The 24,763-nt window shown below is 64.4% G+C and carries 22 protein-coding genes; 13 read left to right on the top strand and 9 right to left on the bottom strand.

The window, feature by feature from the left end; translation table 11 throughout:
- Positions 1-375: 375 nt before the first annotated feature.
- The 3 genes from frc to I6F16_RS05680 form a co-directional block, all read right to left on the bottom strand.
- Positions 376-1,653 (bottom strand): formyl-CoA transferase, encoded by a 1,278-nt coding sequence (gene frc, locus I6F16_RS05690; protein ID WP_036005670.1) that lies wholly within the window; start codon positions 1,651-1,653, stop codon positions 376-378.
- A gap of 62 nt (positions 1,654-1,715) precedes the next feature.
- On the bottom strand, positions 1,716-3,449 hold the full coding sequence (gene oxc, locus I6F16_RS05685) for an oxalyl-CoA decarboxylase (RefSeq protein ID WP_225111776.1): 1,734 nt from the start codon (positions 3,447-3,449) through the stop codon (positions 1,716-1,718).
- A gap of 76 nt (positions 3,450-3,525) precedes the next feature.
- Positions 3,526-4,221: a GntR family transcriptional regulator gene (locus tag I6F16_RS05680; RefSeq protein WP_157282741.1), complete on the bottom strand. Its 696-nt coding sequence runs from the start codon at positions 4,219-4,221 to the stop codon at positions 3,526-3,528.
- 351 nt (positions 4,222-4,572) lie between these two features.
- Between I6F16_RS05680 and I6F16_RS05675 the strand changes: the two genes are divergently transcribed.
- The 10 genes from I6F16_RS05675 to I6F16_RS05630 all read left to right on the top strand — a co-directional run bounded on the left by I6F16_RS05675 (position 4,573) and on the right by I6F16_RS05630 (position 16,938).
- The gene (locus tag I6F16_RS05675) at positions 4,573-6,702 is read left to right on the top strand and encodes an acetate--CoA ligase family protein (RefSeq protein WP_036005664.1); all 2,130 of its coding nucleotides are present in this window, start codon (positions 4,573-4,575) and stop codon (positions 6,700-6,702) included.
- Between the two features lie 195 nt (positions 6,703-6,897).
- Positions 6,898-7,740, top strand: coding sequence for an IclR family transcriptional regulator (locus tag I6F16_RS05670; protein ID WP_225111883.1), 843 nt, complete (start codon positions 6,898-6,900; stop codon positions 7,738-7,740).
- Positions 7,741-7,845: 105 nt separating this feature from the next.
- A complete protein-coding gene (locus I6F16_RS05665; protein WP_225111777.1) occupies positions 7,846-8,814 on the top strand; it encodes a tripartite tricarboxylate transporter substrate binding protein in 969 nt (322 codons plus the stop codon).
- Complete coding sequence (locus I6F16_RS05660) at positions 8,811-9,296, top strand: tripartite tricarboxylate transporter TctB family protein (protein ID WP_057030059.1); 486 nt, start codon at positions 8,811-8,813, stop codon at positions 9,294-9,296. Before I6F16_RS05665 ends, I6F16_RS05660 begins: the two co-directional genes overlap by 4 nt.
- Entirely contained in the window at positions 9,296-10,795 is a 1,500-nt protein-coding gene (locus I6F16_RS05655; protein ID WP_036023341.1) for a tripartite tricarboxylate transporter permease, read from the top strand. The genes I6F16_RS05660 and I6F16_RS05655 overlap by 1 nt, the downstream gene beginning before the upstream one ends.
- Positions 10,796-10,915: 120 nt before the next feature.
- Positions 10,916-12,718 carry an adenine deaminase C-terminal domain-containing protein gene (locus tag I6F16_RS05650; protein WP_225111778.1) on the top strand — a complete coding sequence of 601 codons (1,803 nt, stop codon included), beginning with the start codon at positions 10,916-10,918 and terminating at the stop codon, positions 12,716-12,718.
- Positions 12,719-12,870: 152 nt separating this feature from the next.
- Entirely contained in the window at positions 12,871-14,655 is a 1,785-nt protein-coding gene (gene gcl, locus I6F16_RS05645; protein WP_036023343.1) for a glyoxylate carboligase, read from the top strand.
- A 13-nt stretch (positions 14,656-14,668) separates the two neighbouring features.
- Entirely contained in the window at positions 14,669-15,454 is a 786-nt protein-coding gene (hyi, locus tag I6F16_RS05640) for a hydroxypyruvate isomerase (RefSeq protein ID WP_036005630.1), read from the top strand.
- Positions 15,455-15,554: 100 nt separating this feature from the next.
- The gene (locus tag I6F16_RS05635) at positions 15,555-16,442 is read left to right on the top strand and encodes a 2-hydroxy-3-oxopropionate reductase (protein WP_225173492.1); all 888 of its coding nucleotides are present in this window, start codon (positions 15,555-15,557) and stop codon (positions 16,440-16,442) included.
- Between the two features lie 112 nt (positions 16,443-16,554).
- A complete protein-coding gene (locus tag I6F16_RS05630; protein WP_036005622.1) occupies positions 16,555-16,938 on the top strand; it encodes a DUF1236 domain-containing protein in 384 nt (127 codons plus the stop codon).
- A 39-nt stretch (positions 16,939-16,977) separates the two neighbouring features.
- Here I6F16_RS05630 and I6F16_RS05625 read toward each other — a convergent pair whose 3' ends face one another.
- From I6F16_RS05625 to I6F16_RS05615, 3 genes are all read right to left on the bottom strand, one after another.
- Entirely contained in the window at positions 16,978-17,349 is a 372-nt protein-coding gene (locus I6F16_RS05625; protein WP_036005619.1) for an antibiotic resistance protein VanZ, read from the bottom strand.
- Between the two features lie 77 nt (positions 17,350-17,426).
- Positions 17,427-18,023 carry a thiamine pyrophosphate-dependent enzyme gene (locus tag I6F16_RS05620; RefSeq protein ID WP_225111779.1) on the bottom strand — a complete coding sequence of 199 codons (597 nt, stop codon included), beginning with the start codon at positions 18,021-18,023 and terminating at the stop codon, positions 17,427-17,429.
- 8 nt (positions 18,024-18,031) lie between these two features.
- Entirely contained in the window at positions 18,032-18,583 is a 552-nt protein-coding gene (locus I6F16_RS05615; protein ID WP_225111780.1) for a thiamine pyrophosphate-binding protein, read from the bottom strand.
- Positions 18,584-18,825: 242 nt separating this feature from the next.
- On the opposite strand from I6F16_RS05615, the gene I6F16_RS05610 reads away from it, so the two are divergent.
- Positions 18,826-19,875: a hydroxyacid dehydrogenase gene (locus I6F16_RS05610; protein ID WP_225111781.1), complete on the top strand. Its 1,050-nt coding sequence runs from the start codon at positions 18,826-18,828 to the stop codon at positions 19,873-19,875.
- Positions 19,876-19,991: 116 nt separating this feature from the next.
- On the top strand, positions 19,992-20,432 hold the full coding sequence (locus I6F16_RS05605; protein ID WP_036005608.1) for a flagellar basal body protein: 441 nt from the start codon (positions 19,992-19,994) through the stop codon (positions 20,430-20,432).
- Here the strand turns inward: I6F16_RS05605 and I6F16_RS05600 are convergent.
- Positions 20,422-21,411: a dehydrogenase gene (locus I6F16_RS05600; protein WP_225111782.1), complete on the bottom strand. Its 990-nt coding sequence runs from the start codon at positions 21,409-21,411 to the stop codon at positions 20,422-20,424. The two genes, I6F16_RS05605 and I6F16_RS05600, sit on opposite strands and share 11 nt — an antisense overlap.
- A 164-nt stretch (positions 21,412-21,575) precedes the next feature.
- Here I6F16_RS05600 and I6F16_RS05595 point away from each other — a divergent pair, with 164 nt between their 5' ends.
- Positions 21,576-21,788 (top strand): hypothetical protein, encoded by a 213-nt coding sequence (locus I6F16_RS05595; RefSeq protein ID WP_036005605.1) that lies wholly within the window; start codon positions 21,576-21,578, stop codon positions 21,786-21,788.
- A gap of 3 nt (positions 21,789-21,791) precedes the next feature.
- On the opposite strand, the gene I6F16_RS05590 is transcribed toward I6F16_RS05595, so the two are convergent.
- On the bottom strand, positions 21,792-22,367 hold the full coding sequence (locus tag I6F16_RS05590) for a GNAT family N-acetyltransferase (RefSeq protein WP_036023349.1): 576 nt from the start codon (positions 22,365-22,367) through the stop codon (positions 21,792-21,794).
- Between the two features lie 6 nt (positions 22,368-22,373).
- Positions 22,374-24,731, bottom strand: a complete 2,358-nt coding sequence (locus I6F16_RS05585; RefSeq protein WP_036023350.1) for an Orn/Lys/Arg decarboxylase N-terminal domain-containing protein — start codon at positions 24,729-24,731, stop codon at positions 22,374-22,376.
- Positions 24,732-24,763: the final 32 nt, after the last annotated feature.

Below are 24,763 nucleotides of genomic sequence, written 5' to 3'. Positions count from 1 at the left end.
GGATCGCGCCGCGATCCGTCCGGTTGTGGCCATGCTGACGTCCCTCGCGCTAACGTCCGATAAGCGCCCTTGGACTCCAGACCTCTGCAGCCCCTTCCGCGAACAGCGTGTGGTCGGGGATTCGCTGCAATGTGCAGCAGCCAGCGCCTGATGTGCGCTCCCGGCAGGATATCCACGATGGCATAATACCCCTGTTTTGCCCGACGGGTCAGAAGTTTTTCGTCGAATCAGAAATATCGTTGCGGGCCAACGGGATGGCTCCTGTGCATGGGGTTGTTTTCCAGTTTTGATTTTGAGCCTGCGATTGCACGCCTTCACAAGCAAAAGGGGCCGCCCCTTCGGACGGCCCCTTTGGTCTCGTGAAATGTGGTCCGCTTACTCCGCGGCCTGCTTCTGCGGCGGGTCGAGCGCGCCGGACTTGTGGATCTCGGCGACCTGGTGATCGCTGAAGCCGAGCACCGAGCGCAGGATCTCGTCGGTGTGCTCGCCGAGCAGCGGCGATCGCGTCACGTCTGCCGGGCTATCCGACAGCTTGATCGGGTTGCCGACCGAGACGTACTTGCCGCGGGTGGGGTGGTCGACCTCGACCACCGTGCCGGTGGCGCGCAGCGACTGGTCTTCCGCGATCTCCTTCATCGACAGGATCGGGCCGCACGGGATGTCGTCCTTGTTGAGGATCTCCATCGCCTCGAACTTTGTCTTCGTCATCGTCCACTGCTCGATGCGGGCGAAGATCTCGTTGAGGCGCGGCAGGCGCGCGGCCGGCTTGGCGTAGTTCGGATCGGTCTTCCAGGTGGGTTCGCCGATCACATCGCAGATCTTCTCCCAGACCGGGGCCTGGGTGATGAAGTAAATGTAGGCGTTGGGATCGGTCTCCCAGCCCTTGCACTTCAGGATGCGGCCGGGCTGGCCGCCGCCGGAATCGTTGCCGGCGCGCGGCACGGCATCGCCGAACGGCACGCCTTCGCCGAACTGGCTGTATTCCTTCAGCGGGCCGTGGGCGAGGCGCTGCTGGTCGCGCAGCTTGACGCGGCAGAGGTTGAGCACGCCGTCCTGCATCGCGGCGGTGACGCGCTGGCCCTTGCCGCTGTGGGTGCGCTGGTAGAGCGCGGTGACGATGCCGAGCGCCAGGTGCAGGCCGGTGCCGCTGTCGCCGATCTGCGCGCCGGTGACGAGCGGCACGCCGTCGCGGAAGCCGGTGGTGGAGGCGGCGCCACCGGTGCACTGGGCGACGTTCTCATAGACCTTGCAGTCTTCGTACGGTCCGGGGCCAAAGCCCTTGATCGAGGCGACGATCATCTTCGGGTTGATCGCCTGGATCTTCTCCCAAGGAAAGCCCATGCGGTCGAGCACGCCGGGGCCGAAATTCTCCACCAGCACGTCGCACTTCTTGATCAACTCGGTGAGGACTTCCTTGCCCTTGGGGTTTTTGGTGTCGAGCGTGATCGAGCGCTTGTTGTGGTTGAGCATGGTGAAATACAGGCTGTCCACGTTCGGGATGTCCTGCAGCTGGCCGCGGGTGATGTCACCCACGCCCGGGCGTTCCACCTTGATCACGTCGGCGCCGAACCAGGCCAGCAGCTGCGTGCAGGTCGGTCCTGACTGGACGTGGGTGAAGTCGAGAATGCGAACGCCCTCGAGCGCTTTGGTCATCGTATTGCTCCGTACTCTGTCTGCCCCTGCACCCGGCAGGGAATAAGGGTTGAGGGGTGGACTTACTTCTTCTTCTGCAGAACGCTCTGTGGATTGAGGTTGCCGATGCGGCCGCTCTCCGAGCCGGCGGCCGGATCGATCACGGCGTTGATGAGCGTCGGCTTACCGGACTTCATGGCGTCGTTGACGGCACGCTTCAGCTCGTCCGGCGAGGTCGCGTTGACGCCGACGCCGCCGAAGGCTTCCATCATCTTGTCGTAGCGCGCGCCCTTGACGAACACGGTCGTTGCTGGATCGGAGTTGGCGCCGTTGACGTCGGTGCCGCGATAGATGCCGTCATTGTTGAAGATGACGACGCAGATCGGCAAATTGTAGCGGCAGATGGTCTCGACCTCCATGCCGGAGAAGCCGAACGCCGAGTCGCCTTCCACCGCCAGCACGGGGTGGCCGGTCTCGAGCGCGGCCGCGATCGCCTGGCCCATGCCGATGCCCATCACGCCCCAGGTGCCGACGTCGAGACGCTTGCGGGGCTTGTACATGTCGATGACGCCGCGGGCGAGGTCGAGTGTGTTGGCGCCTTCGTTGACGAGGATCGCCTCGGGATAGTCCTTGATGACGTTCTTCAGCACACCGAGCGCGCCGTGATAATCCATCGGCGATTTGTTGTTCATGAGCTTCGGCGCCATCTTGGCGACGTTCTCTTCGCGCTTGGACGAGACCGCCTTGGTCCATTCGGCCGGCGGGGCGGTCCAGGATGATCCCATCGCCTGGTTGAAGGCGGAGACGACCGAGCCGATGTCGCCGACGACGGGCGCGACGATCTCGACGTTGGAATCCATCTCCTTCGGCTCGATGTCGACCTGGATGAACTTCTTCGGCGCCTCGCCCCAGCTCTTGCCCTTGCCGTGCGACAGCAGCCAGTTCAGCCGCGCGCCGATCAGCATGACGACGTCGGAGTCCTTCAGCACCGTCGAGCGGGCGGCGCCGGCGCATTGCGGATGGGTGTCGGGGAGCAGGCCCTTGGCCATGCTCATGGGCAGGAACGGAACGCCGCTCTTCTCGACGAAGCTCTTGATCTCCTCATCGGCCTGCGCGTAGGCCGCGCCCTTGCCGAGGATGATGAGGGGGCGCTTGGCGCTCTTGAGCACGTCGAGCGCGCGCTTCACGGATGCGGGCGAGGGGATCTGCGCGGGCGCCGCGTCGATCACCTTGACTAGCGACTTCTGGCCGGCCTCGGCGTTCATGACTTGGCCGAACAGTTTTGCCGGCAGGTCGAGATAGACGCCGCCCGGACGGCCTGAGACCGCAGCGCGGATGGCGCGGGCGAAGCCGATGCCGATGTCCTGGGCGTGCAGCACGCGATAGGCCGCCTTGCACAGCGGCTTTGCGATCGCAAGCTGGTCCATCTCCTCGTAGTCGCCCTGCTGGAGGTCGACGATCTCGCGCTCGGAAGAGCCGGAGACCAGGATCATCGGATAGCAATTGGTGGTGGCGTGGGCGAGGGCGGTGAGACCATTGAGGAAGCCGGGCGCCGACACCGTGAGGCAGACGCCGGGCTTCTTGGTGAGATAGCCGGCGATGCCGGCGGCGTAGCCGGCGTTCTGCTCGTGACGGAACGAGATCACGCGAATACCCGCGGCCTGCGCCATGCGGCCCAAATCCGTGATCGGGATGCCCGGCACATTATAGATGGTGTTGATGCCGTTCAGCTTGAGCGCGTCGATGACGAGATGGAAGCCATCCGTCAGTTCCTGCTCGGTGCCCGGTGCTTCGGACTTGGTCGCGGTATTCAGCATGGGCCTTGTCTCCCTGGTCTCAAGGTCGTTGGGGCGAATTGTTCGCCCTTCTGGTGAACGTTGCTTAAGTGAACAGTTACGTAAACAGTTCTTGGCCGTGCGCTTCGACGTAAGCGGCAAGGCCGAGGGTGTGATCGCGGGCGCGCTTCTCGGCAAGCTCGGTGTCGCGCGCTTCGAGCGCTTCGATGATGCCGAGATGCTCGGGCAGTGACGTCGCGGTGCGGTCCTTGCGTCCGATGGTCAGCTGGCGATAGCCGCGCACGTGCAAGAGCAGGTCGTTGGTGAGATCGACCAGCACCGGCGATTCCGACAGCGAGATCAGCGCCTGGTGGAAGGCGATGTTGGCGCGCGAATATTCCTCGACGTGATCCTCGGGCAGTCGGTCCTTGCCGAAATCCTTGAAATAGTCGCGCAGCGCCGTGATGTCCTTCTTGCGCGCGGTGGTGGTGATGAGGCGGGCGGCCATGCTCTCCAGCGCCGCCCAGGCGCGGATCATGTCGACGATCTCGCTCTTGGTCCTGCGCACCACCATGATGCCGCGGCGGGGCACGGTCTTCACGAAACCGTCCTGCTCCAGCATCGCGATGGCCTCGCGGATCGGCGTGCGGCTGACGCCAAGCCTCTCAGACAATGCGCGCTCGTCGAGCATCACCGGCTCGGGCGTCGAGTAGATGTCCATCTTGAGGATGGCTTCCTTCAAGGCGTCATACGCCTTGTTCTTGAAGCTGCTCTCCGGGGCAATACGAACGATTGCGATGTCTGCCTCGGCCATGTTCGGCAACGCCTTGGTTGGTTTCCGTAGTGACACGACGAATCTCCTCCAGTGGGGAGTCGTCTTTTACAGGAATATTAACTGGAAAGTTTTTGGCATACCACATGCCAGAATGTCAAGCTGCCTATTTTTTGCGGCCTTCTAGGCCATGCACCAGCTTGACAAGTTGGCTTCTGGCATACCAAATGCCATCGCCAGCCATTTTTGATCCATGCCGGCGGAGTAGTCTTGAGGCTTATGCCACTCCGTACCGCCGCATGGAACAGAGCGCGGCGAATGGCAAGCATCATGGGCAGCCGCAAACACGCGCGCGCTTTGAAAAGAACGAACTGAGGTCAAGGGAGAAGCCACATGTCCAATTCCAAAGATGCCGTCCGCAAGGTGCTTGACCAGGTCAAGGCGGACAATCGCACCAGCCTGACGGCCCCGGAAGGCAAGCTGGTCTGCGACGCCTACGGCATTCCGGTGCCGAAGGAGGGCGTGGCCAAGTCGGCGGGCGAGGCCGGCAAGATGGCTTCGTCCATGGGCTTCCCCGTCGTGATGAAGATCGTCTCGCCGGACATTCTCCACAAAACCGAAGCCGGCGGCGTCATCGTCGGCCTCAAGACGACCGAGGAGGCTGAGAAGGCCTACGAGACCATCCTCGGCAACGCAAAGAAATATAAGTCCGATGCCAAGATCGAAGGTGTGCAGGTGCAGCAGATGTTGGCCGGCGGAACCGAGGTCATCGTCGGCTCGATCACCGACGGCTCGTTCGGCAAGCTGGTCGCCTTCGGCCTCGGCGGCGTGCTCGTCGAGGTGCTCAAGGACATCACCTTCCGCCTCGCGCCGGCGACCAAGGAAGACGCGCTCTCGATGCTCGACGGCATCCAGGCGCACGAGATCCTGAAAGGCGTGCGCGGCGGCGAGCCGGTGAACCGCAACGCGCTCGCCGACGTCATCGTCAAGGTCTCGCAGCTCGTCACCGATTTCCCTGAGATCGTCGAGCTCGACCTCAACCCGGTGTTCGCGACGCCGAAGGATGCCACGGCCGCAGACGTCCGCATCGTGGTCGACTTCGCCTACAAGCCCAAGCCGAAGCCGCGTCCGACCGATGAGATCGTCGCGGCGATGAACCGCATCATGCAGCCGAAGGCGGTCGCCGTGGTCGGCGCCTCCGCGGAGGACGGCAAGATCGGCAATTCCGTGATGAAGAACCTCATCAACGGCGGCTACAAGGGTGAGATCTATCCGATCCATCCCAAGGCCGCCGAGATCCTCGGCTACAAGGCCTACAAGAGCGTCAAGGACGTGCCTGGTGTGATCGACGTCGCGGTGTTCGCAATCCCCGCGAAATTCGTCGCGGCCGCGCTGACCGAATGCGGCGAGAAGAAGATCCCGGGCGCGGTGCTGATCCCGTCGGGCTTCGCTGAAGCCGGTGCGCCGGAGCTGCAGGCCGAGATCGTCGAGGTCGGCAAGAAGTACGACATCCGTCTGATGGGGCCGAACATCTACGGCTTCTATTATACGCCCGCCAATCTCTGCGCGACCTTCTGCACCGCCTATGACGTCAAGGGCCATGCGGCGCTGTCGTCGCAGTCGGGCGGCATCGGCATGGCCATCATCGGCTTCTCGCGCTCGGCCAAGATGGGCGTGTCCGCGATCGTCGGCCTCGGCAACAAGTCCGATATCGACGAGGACGATCTGCTCGCCTTCTTCGAGCAGGACCCGAACACCAATCTGATCGCCCAGCACTGCGAAGACCTCAAGGACGGCCGCGCCTTCGCGGAAGCCGCAAAGCGCGTGTCCAAGAAGAAGCCGGTGGTGGTGCTCAAGGCCGGCCGGACCTCGGCCGGCGCGAAGGCGGCGTCGTCCCACACCGGCGCGCTCGCCGGCAACGATCGCATCTATGAGGACGTGTTCAAGCAGTCCGGCGTGATCCGTGCCCGCTCACTTCGCCAGTTGCTTGAATTCGCCCGCGGCGTACCGGTGCTGCCGACGCCGAAGGGCGAGAACGTTCTCATCATCACCGGTGCCGGCGGCTCGGGCGTGCTGCTGTCGGACTCCTGCGTCGATAACGGCCTGTCGCTGATGTCGATGCCGCCGGATCTCGATGCGGCCTTCCGCAAGTTCATCCCGCCGTTTGGAGCGGCCGGCAATCCCGTGGATATCACCGGCGGCGAGCCGCCGATCACCTACGTCAACACCGTGAAGCTCGGCCTGTCGGATGAGCGCATCCACGCGCTGATCCTCGGCTATTGGCACACCATCGTCACGCCGCCGATGGTGTTCGCTCGCAACATGGTCGAGGTGAAGAAGGAGATGGAGGCCAAGGGTTTTGTGAAGCCGATGGTTGCCTCGCTCGCTGGCGACGTCGAGGTCGAGGAGGCCGCCGAATATCTCTATCAGAACGGCATCCCGGCTTACGCCTATTCGACCGAGCTACCGGTCGAGGTGCTTGGCGCCAAGTACAAGTGGGCGCGCGGGGCAGGGCTGCTCTGAGCTTGCGTTCACCTCTCCCCGCTTGCGGGGAGAGGCCGGAATTTGCACAGCAAATTCCGGGCGAGGGGAAGCTTCCGCGAGTCCAATTGCCACTGTCCTTGCGGAAGCTCCCTCTCACCCTGACCCTTTCAGAGCGAGCGTTGCTCGTCTCGGCCCCGCAAGCGGGAGAGGGGAAGAGAAGAAATGCAGGTCGCGATGAGCAAGAACGTGATCCGGCGCAAATCGCTTGAGCCCAAATCGGCCTCGGAGGCCGATCACGAGAGCCGCGACGGTGGCGTGCAATCGGTCGACCGCGCGCTGTCGATCATCGAGACGCTGGCCGAGGACGACGAAGGCTATCGTCTGAGCGATCTCGCGATCCGCACCGGCCTGTCGGCGTCCACCGTGCACCGGCTGCTCGCAACGCTCGAAAGCCGCCGCTTCGTGCAGTTCGACCGTGGCGAATCCAAATGGCATGTCGGGGTGCGCAGCTTCACGGTTGGCGCCAGCTTTGCGCGGCGACGCAATTTCTCCGCACAGGCGATTCCATATTTGCGCAAGCTGCGCGATCTCACCCGCGAGACGGCCAATCTCGCCGTGGTCGACGATGAGTTCATCATCGTGCTGACCCGTATGGAAAGCCGCGAGATCATGCGCTCGCTGACCAAGGTCGGCGGCCGCGTCCCCATGGTGACCTCCAGCGTCGGCAAAGCGGTGCTCGCAACCTATTCAGACGAGGATGTCGGCGCCGTCATCCGTCATCACGGCATGCCCCGCCTGACCGAGAAGTCGATCGTGCGCCCGAGCGACCTGTTCAGGGAGCTCGAGAAAATCCGCAAACAGGGCTTTGCCGTCGACGATGAGGAGGCGCAGATCGGCCTGCGCTGCGTCGCCGCGGTGGTATACAACGCGCTGGCCGAACCGCTTGCGGCGATCTCTGTTTCCGGCCTGACGAGCCGCGTCACCGACGAACGGTTGCCGGAGATCGGCCAGATCGTCCGGGACGTCGCGGCGGAACTGACTGCCGCGCTCGGCGGGGTGATCCCGGCGCCCCGCTGACCAAAAACCCTGAGGCATGTCACTGGACAGCATCGGCCGTTTTGGTTGATATGCGACCAAACGACACAATGCGGCAAACGTCCGCATGAGCCTGGAGATGCCCACATGTTCCGATTTCCCGTGCGCCTTGTCGGCGCAGCCGTCGCGTTGACTCTGGCGGCAGCCAATCCGGGCTTTGCCCAGCAGCTCGAGCTCAAGCTGATGGCGCCGGCGGCTCCGGGCGGAGGCTGGGACCAGACCGCGCGCTCGATGCAGCAGGCGCTGGTGGCTGCGGGCGTCGCCCGCAGCGTGCAGGTCACCAATGTTCCCGGTGCAGGTGGCAGCGTCGGCATCGCGCAGTTCGTCAACGGCGCCAAGGGCGACGGCAACCAGATGATGGTCAACGGCTTCGTCATGGTCGGCGCGCTCGCCATGAACAAGTCGCCAGTGACGCTGGAGCAGGTGACGCCGATCGCGCGCCTGACCGAGGAAATCCAGGTGATCGTGGTTCCCGCGAACTCACCGATCAAGACTGCGCAGGATCTGGCCGCCGCGGTGAAGGCCGATATCGCCAAGGTCACCTTTGCCGGCGGTTCGGCCGGCGGCGTCGACCATGTGATGGCGGCCTTGTTCGCCGGCGCCGTCGGTGCCGACGCCAAGAAGATCAATTACATCCCGTTCTCCGGCGGCGGCGAGTCGCTGGCGGCGATCCTCGGCGGCAAGGTCACCGCGGGCATTTCGGGGCTCAGCGAATATGAAGGGCAGATCAAGTCCGGCAAGCTGCGCGCGATCGGCGTGACCTCGGAGAAGCGCATCGCAGGCAACGACATCCCCACGTTCAAGGAGCAGGGCATCGACCTCGTGATCGCCAATTGGCGTTCGGTGGTCGCGCCTCCCGGCATCACGCCGGAGCAGCGCAAGACCTTGAGCGATGCGGTCGAGAAGATGGTGAAGTCTGACGCCTGGAAAGAGATCCTCAAGCAGAAGGGCTGGGAGGATGCCTATCTCGGCGGCGATGCTTTTGCCGACTTCCTGAAGAAGGAAACGGCCCGTGTCACCGACGTGCTGAAATCGGTCGGCTTGGTCAAATCATGACCTCGGGCGATCCCGTCCAGCCGCCGCGGCGCGTCGACCGCGCCGGTCTCGTCATCGCGGCATCGCTTGCGGTGCTCGCGGTCGTGCTGGTCTGGGACGCGCGCGGCCTGCAATCCGCCGCGATGTACGGGATGGGGCCGGAGGCGATGCCGGTCGTGGTCGCCTGCGGCCTTGCGCTGCTTGCGATCGGCAATTTCGTCGATGCACTGCGCGGCAATCTGCCGGCACGCGAAAGCGCCGATCCCGTGCCTGTGGTTCTGATCCTCGTCGGTCTGGCGCTGCTGATCGCCATCATCGGCTTTGGCGGCGGCTTCATCCTGGCGACCTCAGCCCTGTTCGTGACGACCTCGGCGGCCTTCGGACGCCGTGCCATCCTCATCGACGCCATCATCGCTCTCGTGATGTCGACCCTCATCTATCTCGCGTTCGACCGGTTGTTGACGCTGAGCCTGCCTGCCGGCCCGCTGGAGCGACTGCTGTGATGGATACCTTTGCCGCGCTGGCTCACGGCATGGCGGTCGCCGTCCAGCCGATGAACCTGCTTTACGCGCTGATCGGCGTGTTCCTCGGCACGGCCGTGGGCGTTCTGCCCGGCATCGGCCCGGCATTGACGGTCGCGCTGCTGCTGCCAGTGACCTACAAGCTCGACCCCGGCGGTTCGCTGATCATGTTCGCCGGCATCTATTATGGCGGCATGTACGGCGGATCGACCACAGCGATCCTCATCAACACGCCGGGTGAAAGCGCCTCGATGGCGACCGCGCTCGAAGGCAACAAGATGGCCAAGGCCGGCCGCGGCGGGCCGGCGCTTGCGACCTCCGCAATCGGTTCCTTCGTCGCCGGCACCATCGCCACCATTGGCTTGGCTTTCCTTGCGCCATGGCTGGTCGATGTCGCCGTGCGCTTCGGTCCGGAGGATTATTTCGCGCTGATGTGCGTTGCCTTCGTCACGGTGTCGGCGACCTTCGGCGATTCCCCAATCCGCGGCCTGACCAGCCTGTTCATCGGTCTGACGCTCGGTCTCGTCGGCATCGACAAGTTGACCGGTCAGGCGCGGCTTGCGTTCGGCGTTCCTGAATTGCTCGACGGCGTTGAAGTCACAACGCTCGCGGTCGGCCTGTTCGCGGTGGGCGAGGCACTCTACGTCGCATCGCGCCGCCACCACACCGAGGAGAAGCTGGAGCCGGTGCGCGGCTCGCTGTGGATGACCAAGGAGGACTGGAAGCGGTCTTGGAAGCCCTGGCTGCGCGGCACCATGTTCGGCTTTCCGATCGGTGCGCTGCCGGCCGGCGGTGCGGAGATCCCGACCTTCCTGTCCTATTCGACCGAGAAGCGGCTGACGAAGCACCCCGAAGAGTTCGGCAAGGGCGCGATCGAAGGGGTCGCCGGGCCCGAAGCCGCCAACAACGCCTCCGCCGCAGGCACGCTGGTGCCGCTCTTGACGCTGGGCCTGCCGACTTCGGCGACCGCCGCGATGATGCTGGCGGGCTTCCAGCAATATGGTCTCAATCCGGGCCCGCTGCTGTTCGCCGAGCGGCCCGACCTCGTGTGGGGCCTGATCGCCAGCCTGTTCATCGCCAACATGATGCTATTGGTGCTCAATCTGCCGCTGGTCGGCCTGTGGGTGCGGCTGCTCGCGATCCCGCAGCCCTGGCTCTATGCCGGCATCCTGGTGTTCGCGACCATGGGCACCATCGCGGCAAAGCCGTCGGTGGTGGAATTGTCGATGCTCGCCGGTTTCGGCGTGCTCGGCTTCCTGATGCGCCGGTTCGATTTCCCGATCGCGCCCGTCGTGGTCGGCCTGATCCTGGGCCCGATTGCCGAAAGCCAGCTGCGCCGCGCGCTCGCGATCAGCCTCGGCGATCCCATGACGCTGCTGCAGAGCCCGATCTCGGCGACGCTCCTCGGCGTCGCGCTGATCGCGCTGGTCGCGCCCTTCGTCTTGAAGGGGCTCGGGCGGTTCAAGGCGAATGAGGACTAGCGGAACTCATCAACGGCCAGTTTGCCCAATGCGTAAGCAAAGGTGCCGTTTTATTTGAGTTGCCCCTGCCGCCGTCGGGGGCAACCATCGCTGGGCTGTCCAATATCCGTGAGAGCCCCGATGACCAAACTCACCCGCTTCACCGTTGCTCCCCTGCACAGCATGACGCGGCGCTTGGCCGATGTTGCGTCGGCCCGCGTCGCGCCGGATCTCGTCGTCACGGGGGCGCGGGTGCTCTCGACCTATTCGGAGCGCATTCATCAGGGGCGGGAAGTCTGGATCACAGGCGGCCGCATCGCGGCGGTGAAACCGGCAGGCACAGCCAAGAAAGCCTGGAGCGATGTTCCGCTGTATGACGCCGCCGGTGGCATCATCGCGCCCAGCCTCGTCGATCCGCACATCCACATCGAATCCTCGATGGTGACGGCCTGCGCCTATGCCGAGGCTGCGTTGCTGAACGGCACCACCACGATCTTCTGCGACAGCCACGAGATCGGCAACGTCATGGACGTCGCCGGTGTGGAGGCGATGCTGGAAGATGCGCGCGAGGCGCCGCTGTCGATCTTCTTGACCGTGCCGAGCACGGTTCCCGCGACCTCGGCTGAACTGGAGACGGCGGGCGGCGACCTCACGCCGGACAAGATCGCCGGTCTGTTCGATCGCTGGCCCGAAGCGGTGGCGCTTGGCGAGAAGATGGATTTCGTGCCTGTCACGATGGGCGACGAGCGCAGCCATGCCATCCTCTCCGCAGCCTTAAAGCGGGGGCGTCCCGTTTCCGGGCATGTCTACGGCCGCGAATTCGTTGCGGCCTATGCGGCATCCGGCGTCACCGACACCCATGAGGCGATCGACCGCGACATCGCCGATGACCTGCTCGATGCCGGCGTCTGGGTGTTTTTGCGCGGGGGACCGCCGACTACGCCCTGGCACTCGCTGCCGCAAGCGATCCGAACAATCACCGAGCTCGGGGCCTCGCACAAGCGCACCGCCGTGTGCACGGACGATCGTGACGCCGATGATCTCCTGCTGTTCGGTCTCGACTGGGTCGTGCGGGAAGCCGTGAAGGCGGGGATGTCGCCCGAGCAGGCCTGGTCAATGGGCTCTCTGCATGGCGCGACCCGCTTCGGGATGGAAGGCGATATCGGCGGGCTTGGCGGCGGCCGCCGCGCCGATCTCGTGCTGATGGACGATCAGCTCGAGCCACAATGCACCTGGTATGGTGGCGAGCTCGTGGTCGAGCACGGCAAGATCACCCCGCGTCTCGATCAGGCGCTGTCGCATCGCTACCAATATCCCAAGGGAGCCTATGCGACCGTCAAGCTGCCGCCGACCATGAAGCTGACGCCCGAATTGCCGGCCAAGGCCTGCACCGTCAACGCCATCAAGACCGCGCTGCCTGGCATCACGCTGATCCACGAGAAGGTCGCGATCGAACCCGCAAAAGACTGGCCGTCGCTGTTCGCGCGCTACGGTCTCTGCTTCGTCGCCGTGGTCGAGCGTCATGGCCAATCCGCGGGCAACGTCGCCCATGGCCTCTTGAAGGATTTCGGCCTGAAGCGCGGTGCGGTCGCGTCCAGCGTCGGGCACGACAGCCACAATCTCATCGTCGCTGGCACCAACGAGGGCGACATGCAGGTCGCCATCGCCGCCATCAAGGAGCGGCAGGGCGGCGTCTGCGTCGTCGCCGACGGCGAGGTGAGGGCGCTGGTTCCGCTGCCGATCGCAGGACTCCTGTCCGACAAGCGTGTCACCGAAGTGGCGGAAGAGGTGAAGGTGCTGAAGAAGGAATGGGCCGAGGCCGGCTGCACCATCCCGTACATGGGCTTCAATTTGATTCCGCTATCGGTCATTCCGGAAATTCGCATCACCGATAAGGGACTCGTGCTGGTGCCGCAGATGCAGCTGGTGCCGCTGTTCGAGTGAGCTGCTTTCACGCATCTGTTGATCTAACCGATTGACACGTCCACGATTTTCTCGTGGTTGCCGCATCGTGGAAAATAAAATCGGTCTCGTTGAGATCGGCTTCTGCGTATCTGATGATCTCGCTCGCTGACGCAATTTGAGCGAGGTCCGATATGGCGAAGATGCGAGCTGTCGATGCGGCCGTGCGTATCCTGGAGAAGGAAGGTATATCGACGGCCTTCGGTGTTCCCGGCGCTGCAATCAATCCGCTTTACTCGGCGCTGAAGAAGCGCGGCTCGATCCGCCACATCCTGGCGCGCCATGTCGAGGGCGCTTCGCACATGGCCGAAGGCTATACGCGCGCCAAGGCCGGCAATATCGGGGTCTGTATCGGCACCTCCGGGCCGGCTGGCACCGACATGATCACCGGTCTTTACTCCGCGATCGCCGATTCCATCCCGATCCTCTGCATTACGGGGCAGGCGCCGCGCGCGCGGCTCTACAAGGAGGATTTCCAGGCGGTCGACATCGAGTCGATTGCAAAGCCTGTTACGAAGTGGGCGCTGACGGTACGTGAGCCGGCGCTGGTGCCGCGTGTGTTCAGCCAAGCCTTTCACGTGATGCGCTCAGGCAGGCCGGGGCCGGTGCTGATCGACATGCCCCTCGACGTACAGCTCGCCGAGATCGAATTCGATGACGAGACCTACGAGCCGCTGCCGGTCTATAAGCCCGCCGCGACGCGCAAGCAGGTCGAGAAGGCGCTGGAGATGCTCAACGCCGCCGAACGGCCGCTGATCGTCGCGGGCGGCGGCATCATCAACGCCGACGCCTCGGACCTGCTGGTCGAGTTCGCCGAAATCGCCAACATACCCGTCGTGCCGACGCTGATGGGATGGGGCGCGATCCCCGATGACCACGTGCTGATGGCCGGCATGGTGGGTCTCCAGACCAGCCACCGCTATGGTAATGCCACGCTGCTGGAGTCCGACTTCGTGCTCGGCATCGGCAATCGCTGGGCCAACCGCCACACCGGCTCGGTCGAGACCTACACCAAGGGTCGCAAATTCGTTCACGTGGACATCGAGCCGACGCAGATCGGGCGCGTGTTCAATCCCGATCTCGGCATCGTCTCGGACGCAAAGGCCGCGCTCGAACTGTTCGTCGCCGTCGCCAGGGAGTGGCGGCGGTCAGGCAGGCTCCGCGAGCGCCAGGCGTGGCCTGCGGCCTGCCGCGACCGCAAGAAGACGATGCTGCGCAAGAGCCATTTCGACAACGTCCCGATCAAGCCGCAGCGCGTCTACGAGGAAATGAACAAGGCGTTCGGCCGCGACACCACCTATGTCACCGTGATCGGCCTGTCGCAGATCGCCGGCGCGCAGTTCCTCGGCGTCTACAAGCCCCGCAACTGGATCAATGCCGGGCAGGCGGGGCCGCTCGGCTGGACGCTGCCGGCCGCGCTCGGCGTGCGCGCGGCGTGCCCGGAGCGCGAGATCGTCGCGCTCTCCGGCGACTACGATTTCCAGTTCCTGATCGAGGAGCTCGCGGTCGGCGCGCAGTTCAATCTGCCCTACATCCACGTCGTCGTGAACAATTCCTATCTCGGCCTGATCCGACAGGCCCAGCGCGGCTTCGACATGGACTATCACGTCCAGCTCTCCTTCGAGAACATCAACGCGCCCGAGATCGGCGTCTACGGCGTCGACCATGTCGCGGTCGCCGAAGGCCTCGGCTGCAAGGCCATCCGCGTCACCGACCCGAAGGACACGCAGGCAGCGTTTGCGACCGCCCGCGAATTGATGGCCAAGCACCGCGTGCCTGTGGTGGTCGAGTTCATCCTCGAACGGGTCACCAACATCGCGATGGGCACGGAGATCGACAACATCGTCGAGTTCGAGGAGGTGCTGGACCTTCCGCTCGACGAAGTCGAGACCACGCGCGTGCTGCAGCCGGCGGAATAGGGGACGAAGCACCATGCCGAAATTTGCCGCCAATCTCACCATGCTCTTCAACGAGATGCCGTTCCTCGACCGCTTTGCGGCGGCGAAGGCGGCGGGCTTTGCCGGGGTCGAATATCTCTTCCCCTATGATTTCGACAAGGCGCAGCTGCGCGAGCAGCTCGAGGCGCATGGCTTGACGCAGGTGCTGCACAATCTCCCCGCCGGCAACTGGGCGGGGGGCGAGCGCGGCATTGCGATCCTGCCCGACCGCATCGCCGAATTCCGCGACGGCGTGTTCCGCGCGATTGATTATGCCAGGGCGCTCGATTGCGAGCAGCTCAACTGCCTCGTCGGCATCGCCCCTGTCGACGCCGATCCGCACGAGCTTCGGGAGACGCTGGTCGGGAATCTGCGTTTTGCAGCTTCGTCGCTGGCGCGAGAGAACATCAAGCTATTGGTCGAGCCCATCAACACGCTCGACATTCCCGGCTTCTTCCTCAACGGCACCGAGCAGGCGGTGCAGCTGATCTCCGAGGTGAGGTCGAACAACCTCTTCATCCAGTACGACATCTACCACATGCAGATCATGGAGGGCGATCTCGCCCGCACCATGCAGGAATATCTGCCTCAGATCGCCCACGTCCAGCTTGCCGACAATCCCGGCCGTCACGAGCCCGGCACCGGCGAGATCAACTATCCCTTCCTGTTCCGCCACCTCGACGCGATCGGCTATCGCGGCTGGATCGGCTGCGAATACAAGCCGCGCACCACGACGCTGGAGGGCCTGTCGTGGCATGCGGCACAGACGTTTGAGACCTGAGAATATTGCCACGTCGGCGGTGCGCTCCCTCTCCCGCTAGCGGGAGAGGTGCACCGAGTGCGCGGATGAGTTTTGCTACTCCAACTGTGAGAAATCAGACATGACCAACATCGGCTTCATCGGACTTGGCACCATGGGACGGCCGATGGCCGGCCATCTGCTGGCTGCGGGCCATCGGGTGTTTCTGCGTGACGTTGCTCCGATCGCGCCGGAGCTGATGTCCGCGGGCGGCATCGCCTGCACATCGGCCAGGGAGGTCGCGGAGCAGGCGGACGCGGTCATCATCATGGTGCCGGATACGCCGCATGTGGAGGCCGTGCTGTTCGGCAAGGAGGGTGTCGCTAGCGGCATCTCCAAGGGCAAGATCGTCGTCGACATGAGCTCGATCTCGCCGCTGGCGACGAAGGAGTTTGCAAAAAAGATCGAGGCGCTCGGCGCTGATTATCTCGATGCGCCGGTGTCGGGCGGGGAGGTCGGCGCCAAGGCGGCGAGCCTCACCATCATGGTCGGCGGGCCGGAGCGGGCTTTTGGCACCATGAAGCCGATCTTCGACAAGATGGGCAAGAACGTCACGCATGTCGGCGCCAACGGCGACGGGCAGACGACAAAGGTTGCCAACCAGATCATCGTCGCGCTCACCATCGAAGCCGTGAGCGAGGCCCTGTTGTTCGCATCCAAGGCCGGTGCGAATCCCGCGCTGGTGCGCAAGGCGCTGATGGGCGGCTTCGCGTCCTCGCGAATTCTGGAGGTGCATGGCGAGCGCATGGTGAAGCGCAATTTCGATCCTGGCTTCCGCATCGAGCTGCACCAGAAGGATCTCAATCTCGCGCTCGAAGGTGCGCGTGCACTCGGCCTGTCGCTGCCGAGCACGGCGGTGGCGCAGCAATTGTTCTCGTCCTGCACTGCACATGGCGGCAAGGCCTGGGATCACTCCGCCATGGTGCGGGCGCTGGAACTGATGGCGGGGCATGAGATCGCCAGGGCCTGAACTGTTACGCGGTAACACTGTCCAGTGATGCATCTTTCGTCGCAGGGGAACCGGAACAATGCTCCGGCCCCGCGGGTTGAAGGCGCAGGACAATCACTGGAGACAAAACACCATGAAAACCCGTCTTGCGATTACGTTGGCTGCAGCGTCGCTGCTGGCGTCGAGCGCAGCCTTTGCTCAGTCGACGACCGAACAGGGCGCCAGGGACGGCGCGCGTGCAGGTGGCGACATCGGCGGCCCGATCGGTGCAATGGTTGGCGGCACCGTGGGTGCAGCCGTCGGCGCCGGTCTCGAAATTCCGAATGCGGTCCTCGGCGGAATTCCTCGCAGCGACTCCGTCGTGGTCCAGGAGCGCGTCGTGGTCGGCGAGCCGCTGCCTCCGACCGTGGTGCTGCGGCCCGTGCCGAACTACACCGAATATCGCTATGCGGTCGTGAACGATCGCCGGGTGATCGTCGAGCCGCGCACACGCCGCGTGGTCAAGATCATCGACTGATCGACGCAATTCTTGTGCTGAGCAGGGCCCTGCGGAGCATCACTCCGCGGGGCCTTCGCTTGTCATGGCGGAGCTGGTGCGAAAGCGCGAGAGTAGCCGGTCTGCGGCGGCGGCGAGTGCAAAGCCGAGGCACGCGGTGGCAGCATCGACCAAAAAATCCACCAGGCGCGCGTGACGGCCGGGTGCCCAAAATTGCATCAGCTCGAGAACGCCGATCAGGACGACCGCGGCCGCTGCGCTCAGTAGGCGCCGGCGTGGATAGGCGAGGCCGAAGGCCAATCCCACCATGACGAAGGCAAGCGCATGTTCGCCGTCCTGACCGAGGTCGGAATGGGGGCGAAGGCCGGGAGGACCGAGGGTGGCGAACGTAACGGCAGCGGCGAGCAGCCAGGCAAAGGTACGAATGAACATCCGGGTCGCTTAGCACGAATTTGGTCGGGTTGTCGCGAGGCTCGTATCAGATCGCCGTGTAGTTAATGACAAAAATGTTAAAGCGGATCGCGCACGCCGAGGCCATGCATGAAGCGTTCCCGGATCTGCACGGGGTCGCGCCGGGTGGTGCCCACGCCGGGCTTGTCGTCGATCCTGACCGCGATCAGGCTCGGCTCGGAAGCGGCCATGGCGTCGTCGACCAGCCGCTCGAAATCTTCCTCGTCCGCGGCCCAGGCGCTGCTCGCAAGACCAGAGCCAATGGCAATGGCGACGATGTCGGCAACGTTCGCTGCCGGCGTCGGCTGCGCCCCGGTGATTTGGTAGATGCCGTTGTCCATCACGATCATCGTGAGGTTCTTCGGCTTCAAGGCTGCAATCGTCGAGAGCGCACCGAGCTGCATCAGGAGCGAGCCGTCGCCTTCCAGCGCGAAGACGCGGCGGTCGGGCTGCGCCAGCGCGACGCCGAGCGCGATCGGAAAGGCGAGTCCCATGCTGCCTAGCATGTAGAAGTTCTGCGGGCGGTGGCCGGCGGCCCACAGATCGAAATTGGTGTTGCCGATGCCGCCGATCACGGCTTCCTCGTGCTTCAGCTTCGCGATCAGCCGCGAGGTGACGTCGAAGCGGTTCATCACCTTGGTGTTGCCAGTGTTCATCGCCGGCCTCACTTGTCGAAGACTTTGCCGCCCGTCAGCAGCGGGTTGAGGATCAACGCCACCGGCGCCTGCGTGGTGACGGCCTGCTTGATCGAGCGGTCGGCGATGAATTCGAGCTCGTCGAGCCGGGTGATGGTGTGATGCTCCAGCGCCAGCGAATTCAGCACCGGTCGCATGGTGCGGCAGACCAGGGACTGGCCGTAGTTGAATTCGCCGAGCGTGCCGCGCTCAGAGACGAGCATGATCAGCGGAATCTGGTAGGGCACTGCGAGCGAGGCCAGCACGTTTGCGAGCGTCGCAAAGCCGGAGGTCTGCATCAGCACCGCGCCGCGCCGACCGCCCATCCAGGCGCCGGCGACGATGCCGACGGCCTCTTCCTCACGGGCGGTCGCGAAAGTGGTGAAGAAGGGATCGGCGTGCAGGTTCTTGATCAGCGGCGTCAGCACGCGGTCCGGCACGTAAGGGACCAGGTTGATCTCGTTCCGCTTCAAGGTTTGCAGGACGATGCCGTGCCAGCTTCCGTCGCTGCTCCCCTGCGGCTGCTGTTCCGCAATCGCCATCGCGCTCTCCCTGGGGCCGCGCATGCTTCTTGGTTCTGGCCGTCGCGGCGGTCTGCCGAACTTGACGCGGGCAGCGGGATTGTCAACATGTCCGCGCCGTCACCGTGATCTGCGCCAGCAGGCCTGCCGTGGCCGGCACCGCCATGGCATAAGCGGCGACAACCAGAACACGGGAGGGGCATAGGAGGGCGCGCATCGCGCTGACCTTGCGGATCTCCCGCGAATGAGCCGGAAGGGTCCTGATGTCCGTCAACAACAAGCGCGTCGTCTACTCCAATTATTTGGCCAATCCGATCTATATCGATATTCTGAAGGCCCGGCCCGACGTCCGGCTCGATCGCATCGAAAATGGAAGCCCTGAGGATGTTTATGGCCCGCTCCTCGGCGCTGCCCACGTCTACCAGGTCGGCGCCGCCCGCGATGAGCTCGCCCCGCATTTCCATGTCGATGCCGCCTTCCTGAAGCGGACGCCGAATTTGCTGCTGGTCTCCAGCAACGGTGCCGGCTTCGATCCCGTCGACGTCGAGGCCTGCACGGAGGCAGGCGTCGTAGTCGTCAACCAGTCCGGCGGCAACGCCCATTCGGTCGCCGAGCACGCGCTGGCGATGATGCTGACGCTGTCCAAGCGCATCATCCAGTCGGATCGCCGGCTGCGCCGCGAGCGCGACGTCAACCGCAACGATCTCGTCGGCAACGAGGTCGAGGGCAAGACCGTCGGCGTCATCGGCCTCGGCAATGTCGGCCGGCGCATCGCCGCCTTGTGCAAGGGCCTGCTCGGCATGACAGTGCTTGCCTACGATCCGTATTTGTCGGCTGAGGTGATGGCCGAGCGGGGCGGGGAGAAGGTCGAGCTCGACGAGCTGTTGCGCCGCGCCGATTTCGTCTCGATCTCATGCCCGCTCAACAAGGGCAGCCGCAACTTGATCAGCACACGCGAATTCGCGCTGATGCAGCCGCATGCCTATTTCATCACCACCGCACGCGGCTTCATTCACGACGAGGACGCGCTGCTGCAGGCGCTGCGCGACAAGCGCATCGCCGGTGCCGGCCTCGACGTCTGGTCCAAGGAGCCGCCGCCGCCGGAGCATCCGCTGCTCCAGTTCGACAACGTGCTGGCGAGCCCGCACACGGCAGGCGTCACCATCGAGGCGCGCCAGAACATGGGCCGGATCGCCGCCGAGCAGGTGCTGGATGTGCTCGACGGGAAGCGCCCGCCGCGCATCATCAATCCCGAAGCCTGGCCGCGCTATGCCGAGCGCTTCAAGCAGGCTTTTGGCGTGACGCCGGGGTAGGGCGCGCGAAGCCCATTCGCGCGCCGATCCTTGGTTATCAGGATGAAAACGGAGCGCGGTGGATTTTACTGATGGCGTGAATGAACGCGTATGACCTCTCCTGTAGATCAGGGAGCATGAGCATACTTTCGATTGCGACATCCGGACTTTCTGCGGCGAGTTTGCGCGTGAACGTGGCGGCGAGCAATATCGCCAACATCAGCACGACCGGCCCACTACCCGCGTCAGGCGGGTCGAGCGCATCGGCCGGTGCGGGCATTGCTCCAACGTTTCCTGCAGCCTACGTGCCCTTGCGGGTCGATCAGGTCTCCCAGTCGAGCGGTTCGACGCCGGGCGGTACGGTTGCGACCGTATCGACGGTATCGCCGAGCTATACCGCGCAATCCGACCCGAGCGCTCCCTTCGCAAACCAGGACGGCCTGGTGGCAGCGCCGAATGTCGATCTTGCTAGCGAATTCGCTCAGCTGGTGACCGCAAAATACAGCTTCGTTGCCAATGCGAAGGTCATTCAGGCCTACGCCGAGACGCAAGACACGCTCCTCGACATCAAGGCGTGAGGGCTGACGTCGGCCGTGTCTCGCCAGCCTGGGCCACTACCCCAGCTTTTGCGCCGAGCTGCTGGAACACGGCCTCGCAGGTCATGAGGTCGAGATGGCCGCCGCCCGCGTTCTTGAAGAACGTGATGTCGGACGGTGACGTTCGCCCCTGCACAAGGCCGCCGACGAGGTCGTAGAGGTCGCCGAGGACGTCCGTCTCGCTGATCGCGCCGCTCGCGATCGGCTGCAGGATGTCGCCGACGCCGTGGAAGGCGGATTCCCGCCGGTCCACGAAGACGCGGGAGCGCTTGGCCGCCTCGTCATCAGCCTCCCGGGTTTGCGGTGTGTAGCCGCCGACGAGGTCCAGATGCGTGCCCGGCCGCAGATTGCGGCCCTTGATCAGCGGCTGATGCGCGCGGGTGCAGGTGGTAATGACATCGGCCTCGCGCGTCGCGGCGTCGAGATCCGTGATTGCTTCCGCCTTGATGCCGGCCTTCGCCAAGCGCTGAGCGAGATCCACGCCCCGGTCCGGGCTGCGATTCCAGATCAGCACGCGCTCCAGTGACGGCCGCACGGTGCGATGACCCCGGATCAGCCATTCGGACATCTCGCCGGCCCCGACGCAGAGCAGCGTCTCGGGATTGGGCGGGGCGAGCAGTTTCGTGGCCAACGCGGAGTCGGCTGCGGTGCGCCAATGCGTGATCTCGGTCCCGTCCATCGCCGCCAGCGGCCGGCCGTTGGTGCCGTCGAACAGCACGCACACGGCCTGCACCGCCGGCATCCTGCCTTCGGCCAGATTGGCCGGAAAGCTGGTGAACATCTTGCTGGCCATGTATCGGCCGGAATCGACGGCGCTGCGGATGACGTATTGCCCCCTCTCGTCTCCAAGGAAGGCGTCCAGCACCTCCATCTTCGGCCGGCGATGCGCTTCTTCGAGGGCCGCAATCAGGATCGGAAAGGTCAGAGCCTTCGTGACTTCGGTATCGGAGACAAAGTGCAAGGCAAGTTCCTCATTGGCGACCGGCATTTGCCCATAAACCCGCGCGGCAGGTTCCGCAACGAATCTTCCGCCGGGACTGGACAAGCCTTGATCCGCGTCAAAATCTCCTTTCCCCGTCCGGCCTAAATGGGACTAGAGTGCCGGCGGGCAGGCAGGGAGGTCCCATGTCAACTTATGTCGTCAGGTTCATGAAGGACGTGCTCGGCGAATACGGCCGGCAATGCGAGGTCTGCCAAGGCACGCTCGAGATCGACGCCGCCGACGAGGACGAGGCCAGGGAACGGGCGAAAGCGAGGTTCTGCAAGGACCAGGCGTTGCATCACTGGTCACTGCATGCCGACCGCATCCATGTCAGACCCGCCGACTTCCCGTCGTAGCGACTAGCGCCCGGGTGCCGTGACGGGCGGGGGCGTCGTCGTCCCCGCGCCGAGCGAGCGTTGCACCATGACGGTGTCGGACCAGCGGCCGTGGCGGTAGGCAACGCCGCTGAGCAGGCCGGCGCGTGCGAAACCGAACCGCTCGTGCAGCGCCAGCGAGGGCGCGTTATCTGCATCGATATAGCCGATCATCTGGCGGAAGCCGGCCGCCGCGCAGGCGTCGATCAATTCCTGCAGCAACAGCCGTCCGACCCCGCGGCCGAGATGGGCGTGGTGGACGTAGATCGAGTGCTTGGCGGTGTAGCGATAGGCCGGCCTTTTGCGGAACAGCACGGCATAGGCATAGCCGACGACCTCGCCGCGCCAGGTCGCAACCAGATGCGGCAGGCGGGTCTGCTTCAGGTTCTTGCGCCGGTCGCGCAGATCGTCCGGCTCCGGCGCACCGGTTCCTTCGACATCGCGCGGCACGCCGCTGCGGACGTGATGGCGGTAGATCGCCAGCATCGCCTCGATGTCGCTTTCGCGTGATGGCCGAACCAGGACGGGTTCATCGCTCGCGCGCGCAGCTGCTTCGTTCATCGGCACCTACTCGGTCACGACATAAGTGTAGAGCCCGATGCGCCCATTCGCATCGACCTCCTTGTAGACGCCCTGGATCTCGACGTCGAAGCCCGGAAATGTGTTGAAGCAGGTCTCGAACATCTTGAGATAATCGATCATGGGCTTGGCTCGTTCCGTCAGCCGCTCGCCGGGCACGATGGTGGCGATGCCGGGCGGGTAGACCACGAACGGCGTGGTCGCGATTCGGCCCGCGATCGCCTCGATCGGGAGGTAGTCGACGTCGTTCTTGAACAGATAGCGCGCGGCATCGCGGGGCGACATCGCGATCTCGGGCATATGCTCGGGCATGAACTGCCGCGCCTGGAGCGCGCTGACATCGGCGGTGCGGAAGAAACGGTGCATCTCGCCGCAGAGGTCACGCAGCCGTGCACCGGCGTAGCGCGCCTGCCGCCTCTGATAGAATTCGGGGATGACGTCGGCGAGCAGCGCATTGTCGTCGTGCAGTCGCTTGAACGCGACGAGGCCGGAGATCAGCGTGCCCGCCTTGCTCGCCTCGACGCCGGGCGTGAGCAGGAAGAGCAGGGAGTTGAGGTCGTTCTTCTCGGGGACGATGCGGTTCTCGCGCAGATATTGCGCGACGACCGGCGCGGGAATGCCGTGCTCGGCATAAGCTCCCGTCGCACGATCGAACCCGGGCGTGAGCAGCGTCAGCTTGTTCGGATCGGTCATGGCAAAGCCTTCCGCGAGATCGGGAAAGCCGTGCCAGTTGGTATCCGGGGAGAGCTGCCACAGCGCGGGGTTGGTGGCGAGCTCGTCGGTCGAGAGGGTCTCCCAGGCGACGTTATGCGCCGCGCCGGGACGGCTGACATCGGCAATGGCGACGCGATCGGGAACGAAGGGCTCGAAGAACCAGCGGCGATCCGGGTTCTGCTCCTTCTCCTCGAACTCCTGGCGCATCGCGCGGATCTTCTTGCGCAGCTCGATGCCGAGCCGGATCGTGTCGTCCCACAGCACTTCGCCGGAGCGGCCCTTCATCATCTGTGCGCCGACGTCGAGCGAGGCGAACAGCGGGTAGAACGGCGAGGTCGAGGCGTGCTGCATGAAGCTCTCGTTGAAGCGGCGGTGCTCGACGCGACGCTTCTGGCCGCGGATATGGCGGTCCTTGATGTGGATCTGCGAGGCCTGCGAGAAGCTTGCCAGCTGCTTGTGGGTCGACTGCGTCGCGATGATGCCGGGGGCGTCGGGCGAGAGATTTACCAGCCCCATGGCGAAGCGGCCGGCATAAAGGGGGTGGAATTTCATGAAGCCGGCCCAAGCCTCGTCGAACAGGATGTAGTCGCAGAGATGGCCGATACGCTTGATGATCATCTCGGCGCTGTGGATCGAGCCGTCATATGTGCACTGCTCGACCACGGCGACACGGAACGGCCGCTCCTTGCGCCAAGCGTCGCGATCGTTCACCAGGGGATGGTTGCGGATCGCCTCGCGCAAGCTCTTCTCTTCGAGCCGGTCCCAGCGCATCGGGCCGATCAGTCCCCAGGCGTTGCGAACGGTCGGCACATAGACCGGGATGCCGCCATTGATCATCAGCGCGCCGTGATGGGCGGCCTTGTGGTTGTTGCGGTCGAACAGCACGAGATCGCCGTCGGTGACGAGGGCGCCCAGCGCGACCTTGTTGGAGGTCGAGGTGCCGTTGAGCACGAAATAGGTCTTTTCCGCACCGAAGATCGCCGCCGCTTCCTTCTGCGCCCTCAGCGCCGGGCCCTCATGGGTGAGGAGGTCGCCGAGGTCGAGCACGGAATTGTCAAGGTCGTCGCGGAACACGGATTCGCCGAGATGCTCGACGAACACGCGCCCGATCGGGCTGCGGTTGTAGAACACGCCGCCATTGTGGCCCGGGCAGGTCCAGAGCTGGTTGCCTTCCTCGGCATAGTCGACCAGCGCGCCGAAGAACGGCGTCTTCAGCGTCTCGGCATATTGCTTCAGACGGCTGATCAGGTTCTTGGCGATGAAGGTTGGCGTCTCCTCGGACAGGAAGACATAGCCGTCGATGAAATCGAGCACCTCGACCGGCAAATCCTCGAACCGCTTGCGACGGATCAGCAGGATGATCGGGAAGTCGAGGCCTCGGCGGCGCATCAGATTGATCAGCGCCGAGGTCTTGCCTTCCAGGCCCTTCTTGCCCCAGTCCACCACCATGCAGCCGATCGCGGCATCGGTCTGCACCGCCATCTCGGCATCCTCCAGCTTGCGGGCCCGGACCACCTCGAAGCCGGAGCGCTGGATCTCCTCGATGATCTGGTTGAAGCGGACGCCTTCGAGATCGTCGGCATCGAACACAGGGGCGGCGAACAGGAAGTTGAAGCGCTTGAAATAGTCCATGGCAGGTCCCGAATGTGCAGGAAGATACAGCT

Source organism: Bradyrhizobium sp. IC4060 (assembly GCF_020193715.1).
GTDB classification, from domain to species: domain Bacteria; phylum Pseudomonadota; class Alphaproteobacteria; order Rhizobiales; family Xanthobacteraceae; genus Bradyrhizobium; species Bradyrhizobium yuanmingense.
The sequence above is the reverse complement of the archived record's forward strand: the minus strand, read 5'-3'. Positions and strand labels throughout refer to the sequence as shown.

Coding starts and splice junctions, on each gene's coding strand:
- frc (WP_036005670.1), bottom strand. CDS start 1,653: ATGACCAAAGCGCTCGAGGGCGTTCGCATTCTCGACTTCACCCACGTC.
- oxc (WP_225111776.1), bottom strand. CDS start 3,449: ATGCTGAATACCGCGACCAAGTCCGAAGCACCGGGCACCGAGCAGGAA.
- I6F16_RS05680 (WP_157282741.1), bottom strand. CDS start 4,221: ATGGCCGAGGCAGACATCGCAATCGTTCGTATTGCCCCGGAGAGCAGC.
- I6F16_RS05675 (WP_036005664.1), top strand. CDS start 4,573: ATGTCCAATTCCAAAGATGCCGTCCGCAAGGTGCTTGACCAGGTCAAG.
- I6F16_RS05670 (WP_225111883.1), top strand. CDS start 6,898: ATGAGCAAGAACGTGATCCGGCGCAAATCGCTTGAGCCCAAATCGGCC.
- I6F16_RS05665 (WP_225111777.1), top strand. CDS start 7,846: ATGTTCCGATTTCCCGTGCGCCTTGTCGGCGCAGCCGTCGCGTTGACT.
- I6F16_RS05660 (WP_057030059.1), top strand. CDS start 8,811: ATGACCTCGGGCGATCCCGTCCAGCCGCCGCGGCGCGTCGACCGCGCC.
- I6F16_RS05655 (WP_036023341.1), top strand. CDS start 9,296: ATGGATACCTTTGCCGCGCTGGCTCACGGCATGGCGGTCGCCGTCCAG.
- I6F16_RS05650 (WP_225111778.1), top strand. CDS start 10,916: ATGACCAAACTCACCCGCTTCACCGTTGCTCCCCTGCACAGCATGACG.
- gcl (WP_036023343.1), top strand. CDS start 12,871: ATGGCGAAGATGCGAGCTGTCGATGCGGCCGTGCGTATCCTGGAGAAG.
- hyi (WP_036005630.1), top strand. CDS start 14,669: ATGCCGAAATTTGCCGCCAATCTCACCATGCTCTTCAACGAGATGCCG.
- I6F16_RS05635 (WP_225173492.1), top strand. CDS start 15,555: ATGACCAACATCGGCTTCATCGGACTTGGCACCATGGGACGGCCGATG.
- I6F16_RS05630 (WP_036005622.1), top strand. CDS start 16,555: ATGAAAACCCGTCTTGCGATTACGTTGGCTGCAGCGTCGCTGCTGGCG.
- I6F16_RS05625 (WP_036005619.1), bottom strand. CDS start 17,349: ATGTTCATTCGTACCTTTGCCTGGCTGCTCGCCGCTGCCGTTACGTTC.
- I6F16_RS05620 (WP_225111779.1), bottom strand. CDS start 18,023: ATGAACACTGGCAACACCAAGGTGATGAACCGCTTCGACGTCACCTCG.
- I6F16_RS05615 (WP_225111780.1), bottom strand. CDS start 18,583: ATGGCGATTGCGGAACAGCAGCCGCAGGGGAGCAGCGACGGAAGCTGG.
- I6F16_RS05610 (WP_225111781.1), top strand. CDS start 18,826: ATGTCCGTCAACAACAAGCGCGTCGTCTACTCCAATTATTTGGCCAAT.
- I6F16_RS05605 (WP_036005608.1), top strand. CDS start 19,992: ATGAGCATACTTTCGATTGCGACATCCGGACTTTCTGCGGCGAGTTTG.
- I6F16_RS05595 (WP_036005605.1), top strand. CDS start 21,576: ATGTCAACTTATGTCGTCAGGTTCATGAAGGACGTGCTCGGCGAATAC.
- I6F16_RS05590 (WP_036023349.1), bottom strand. CDS start 22,367: ATGAACGAAGCAGCTGCGCGCGCGAGCGATGAACCCGTCCTGGTTCGG.
- I6F16_RS05585 (WP_036023350.1), bottom strand. CDS start 24,731: ATGGACTATTTCAAGCGCTTCAACTTCCTGTTCGCCGCCCCTGTGTTC.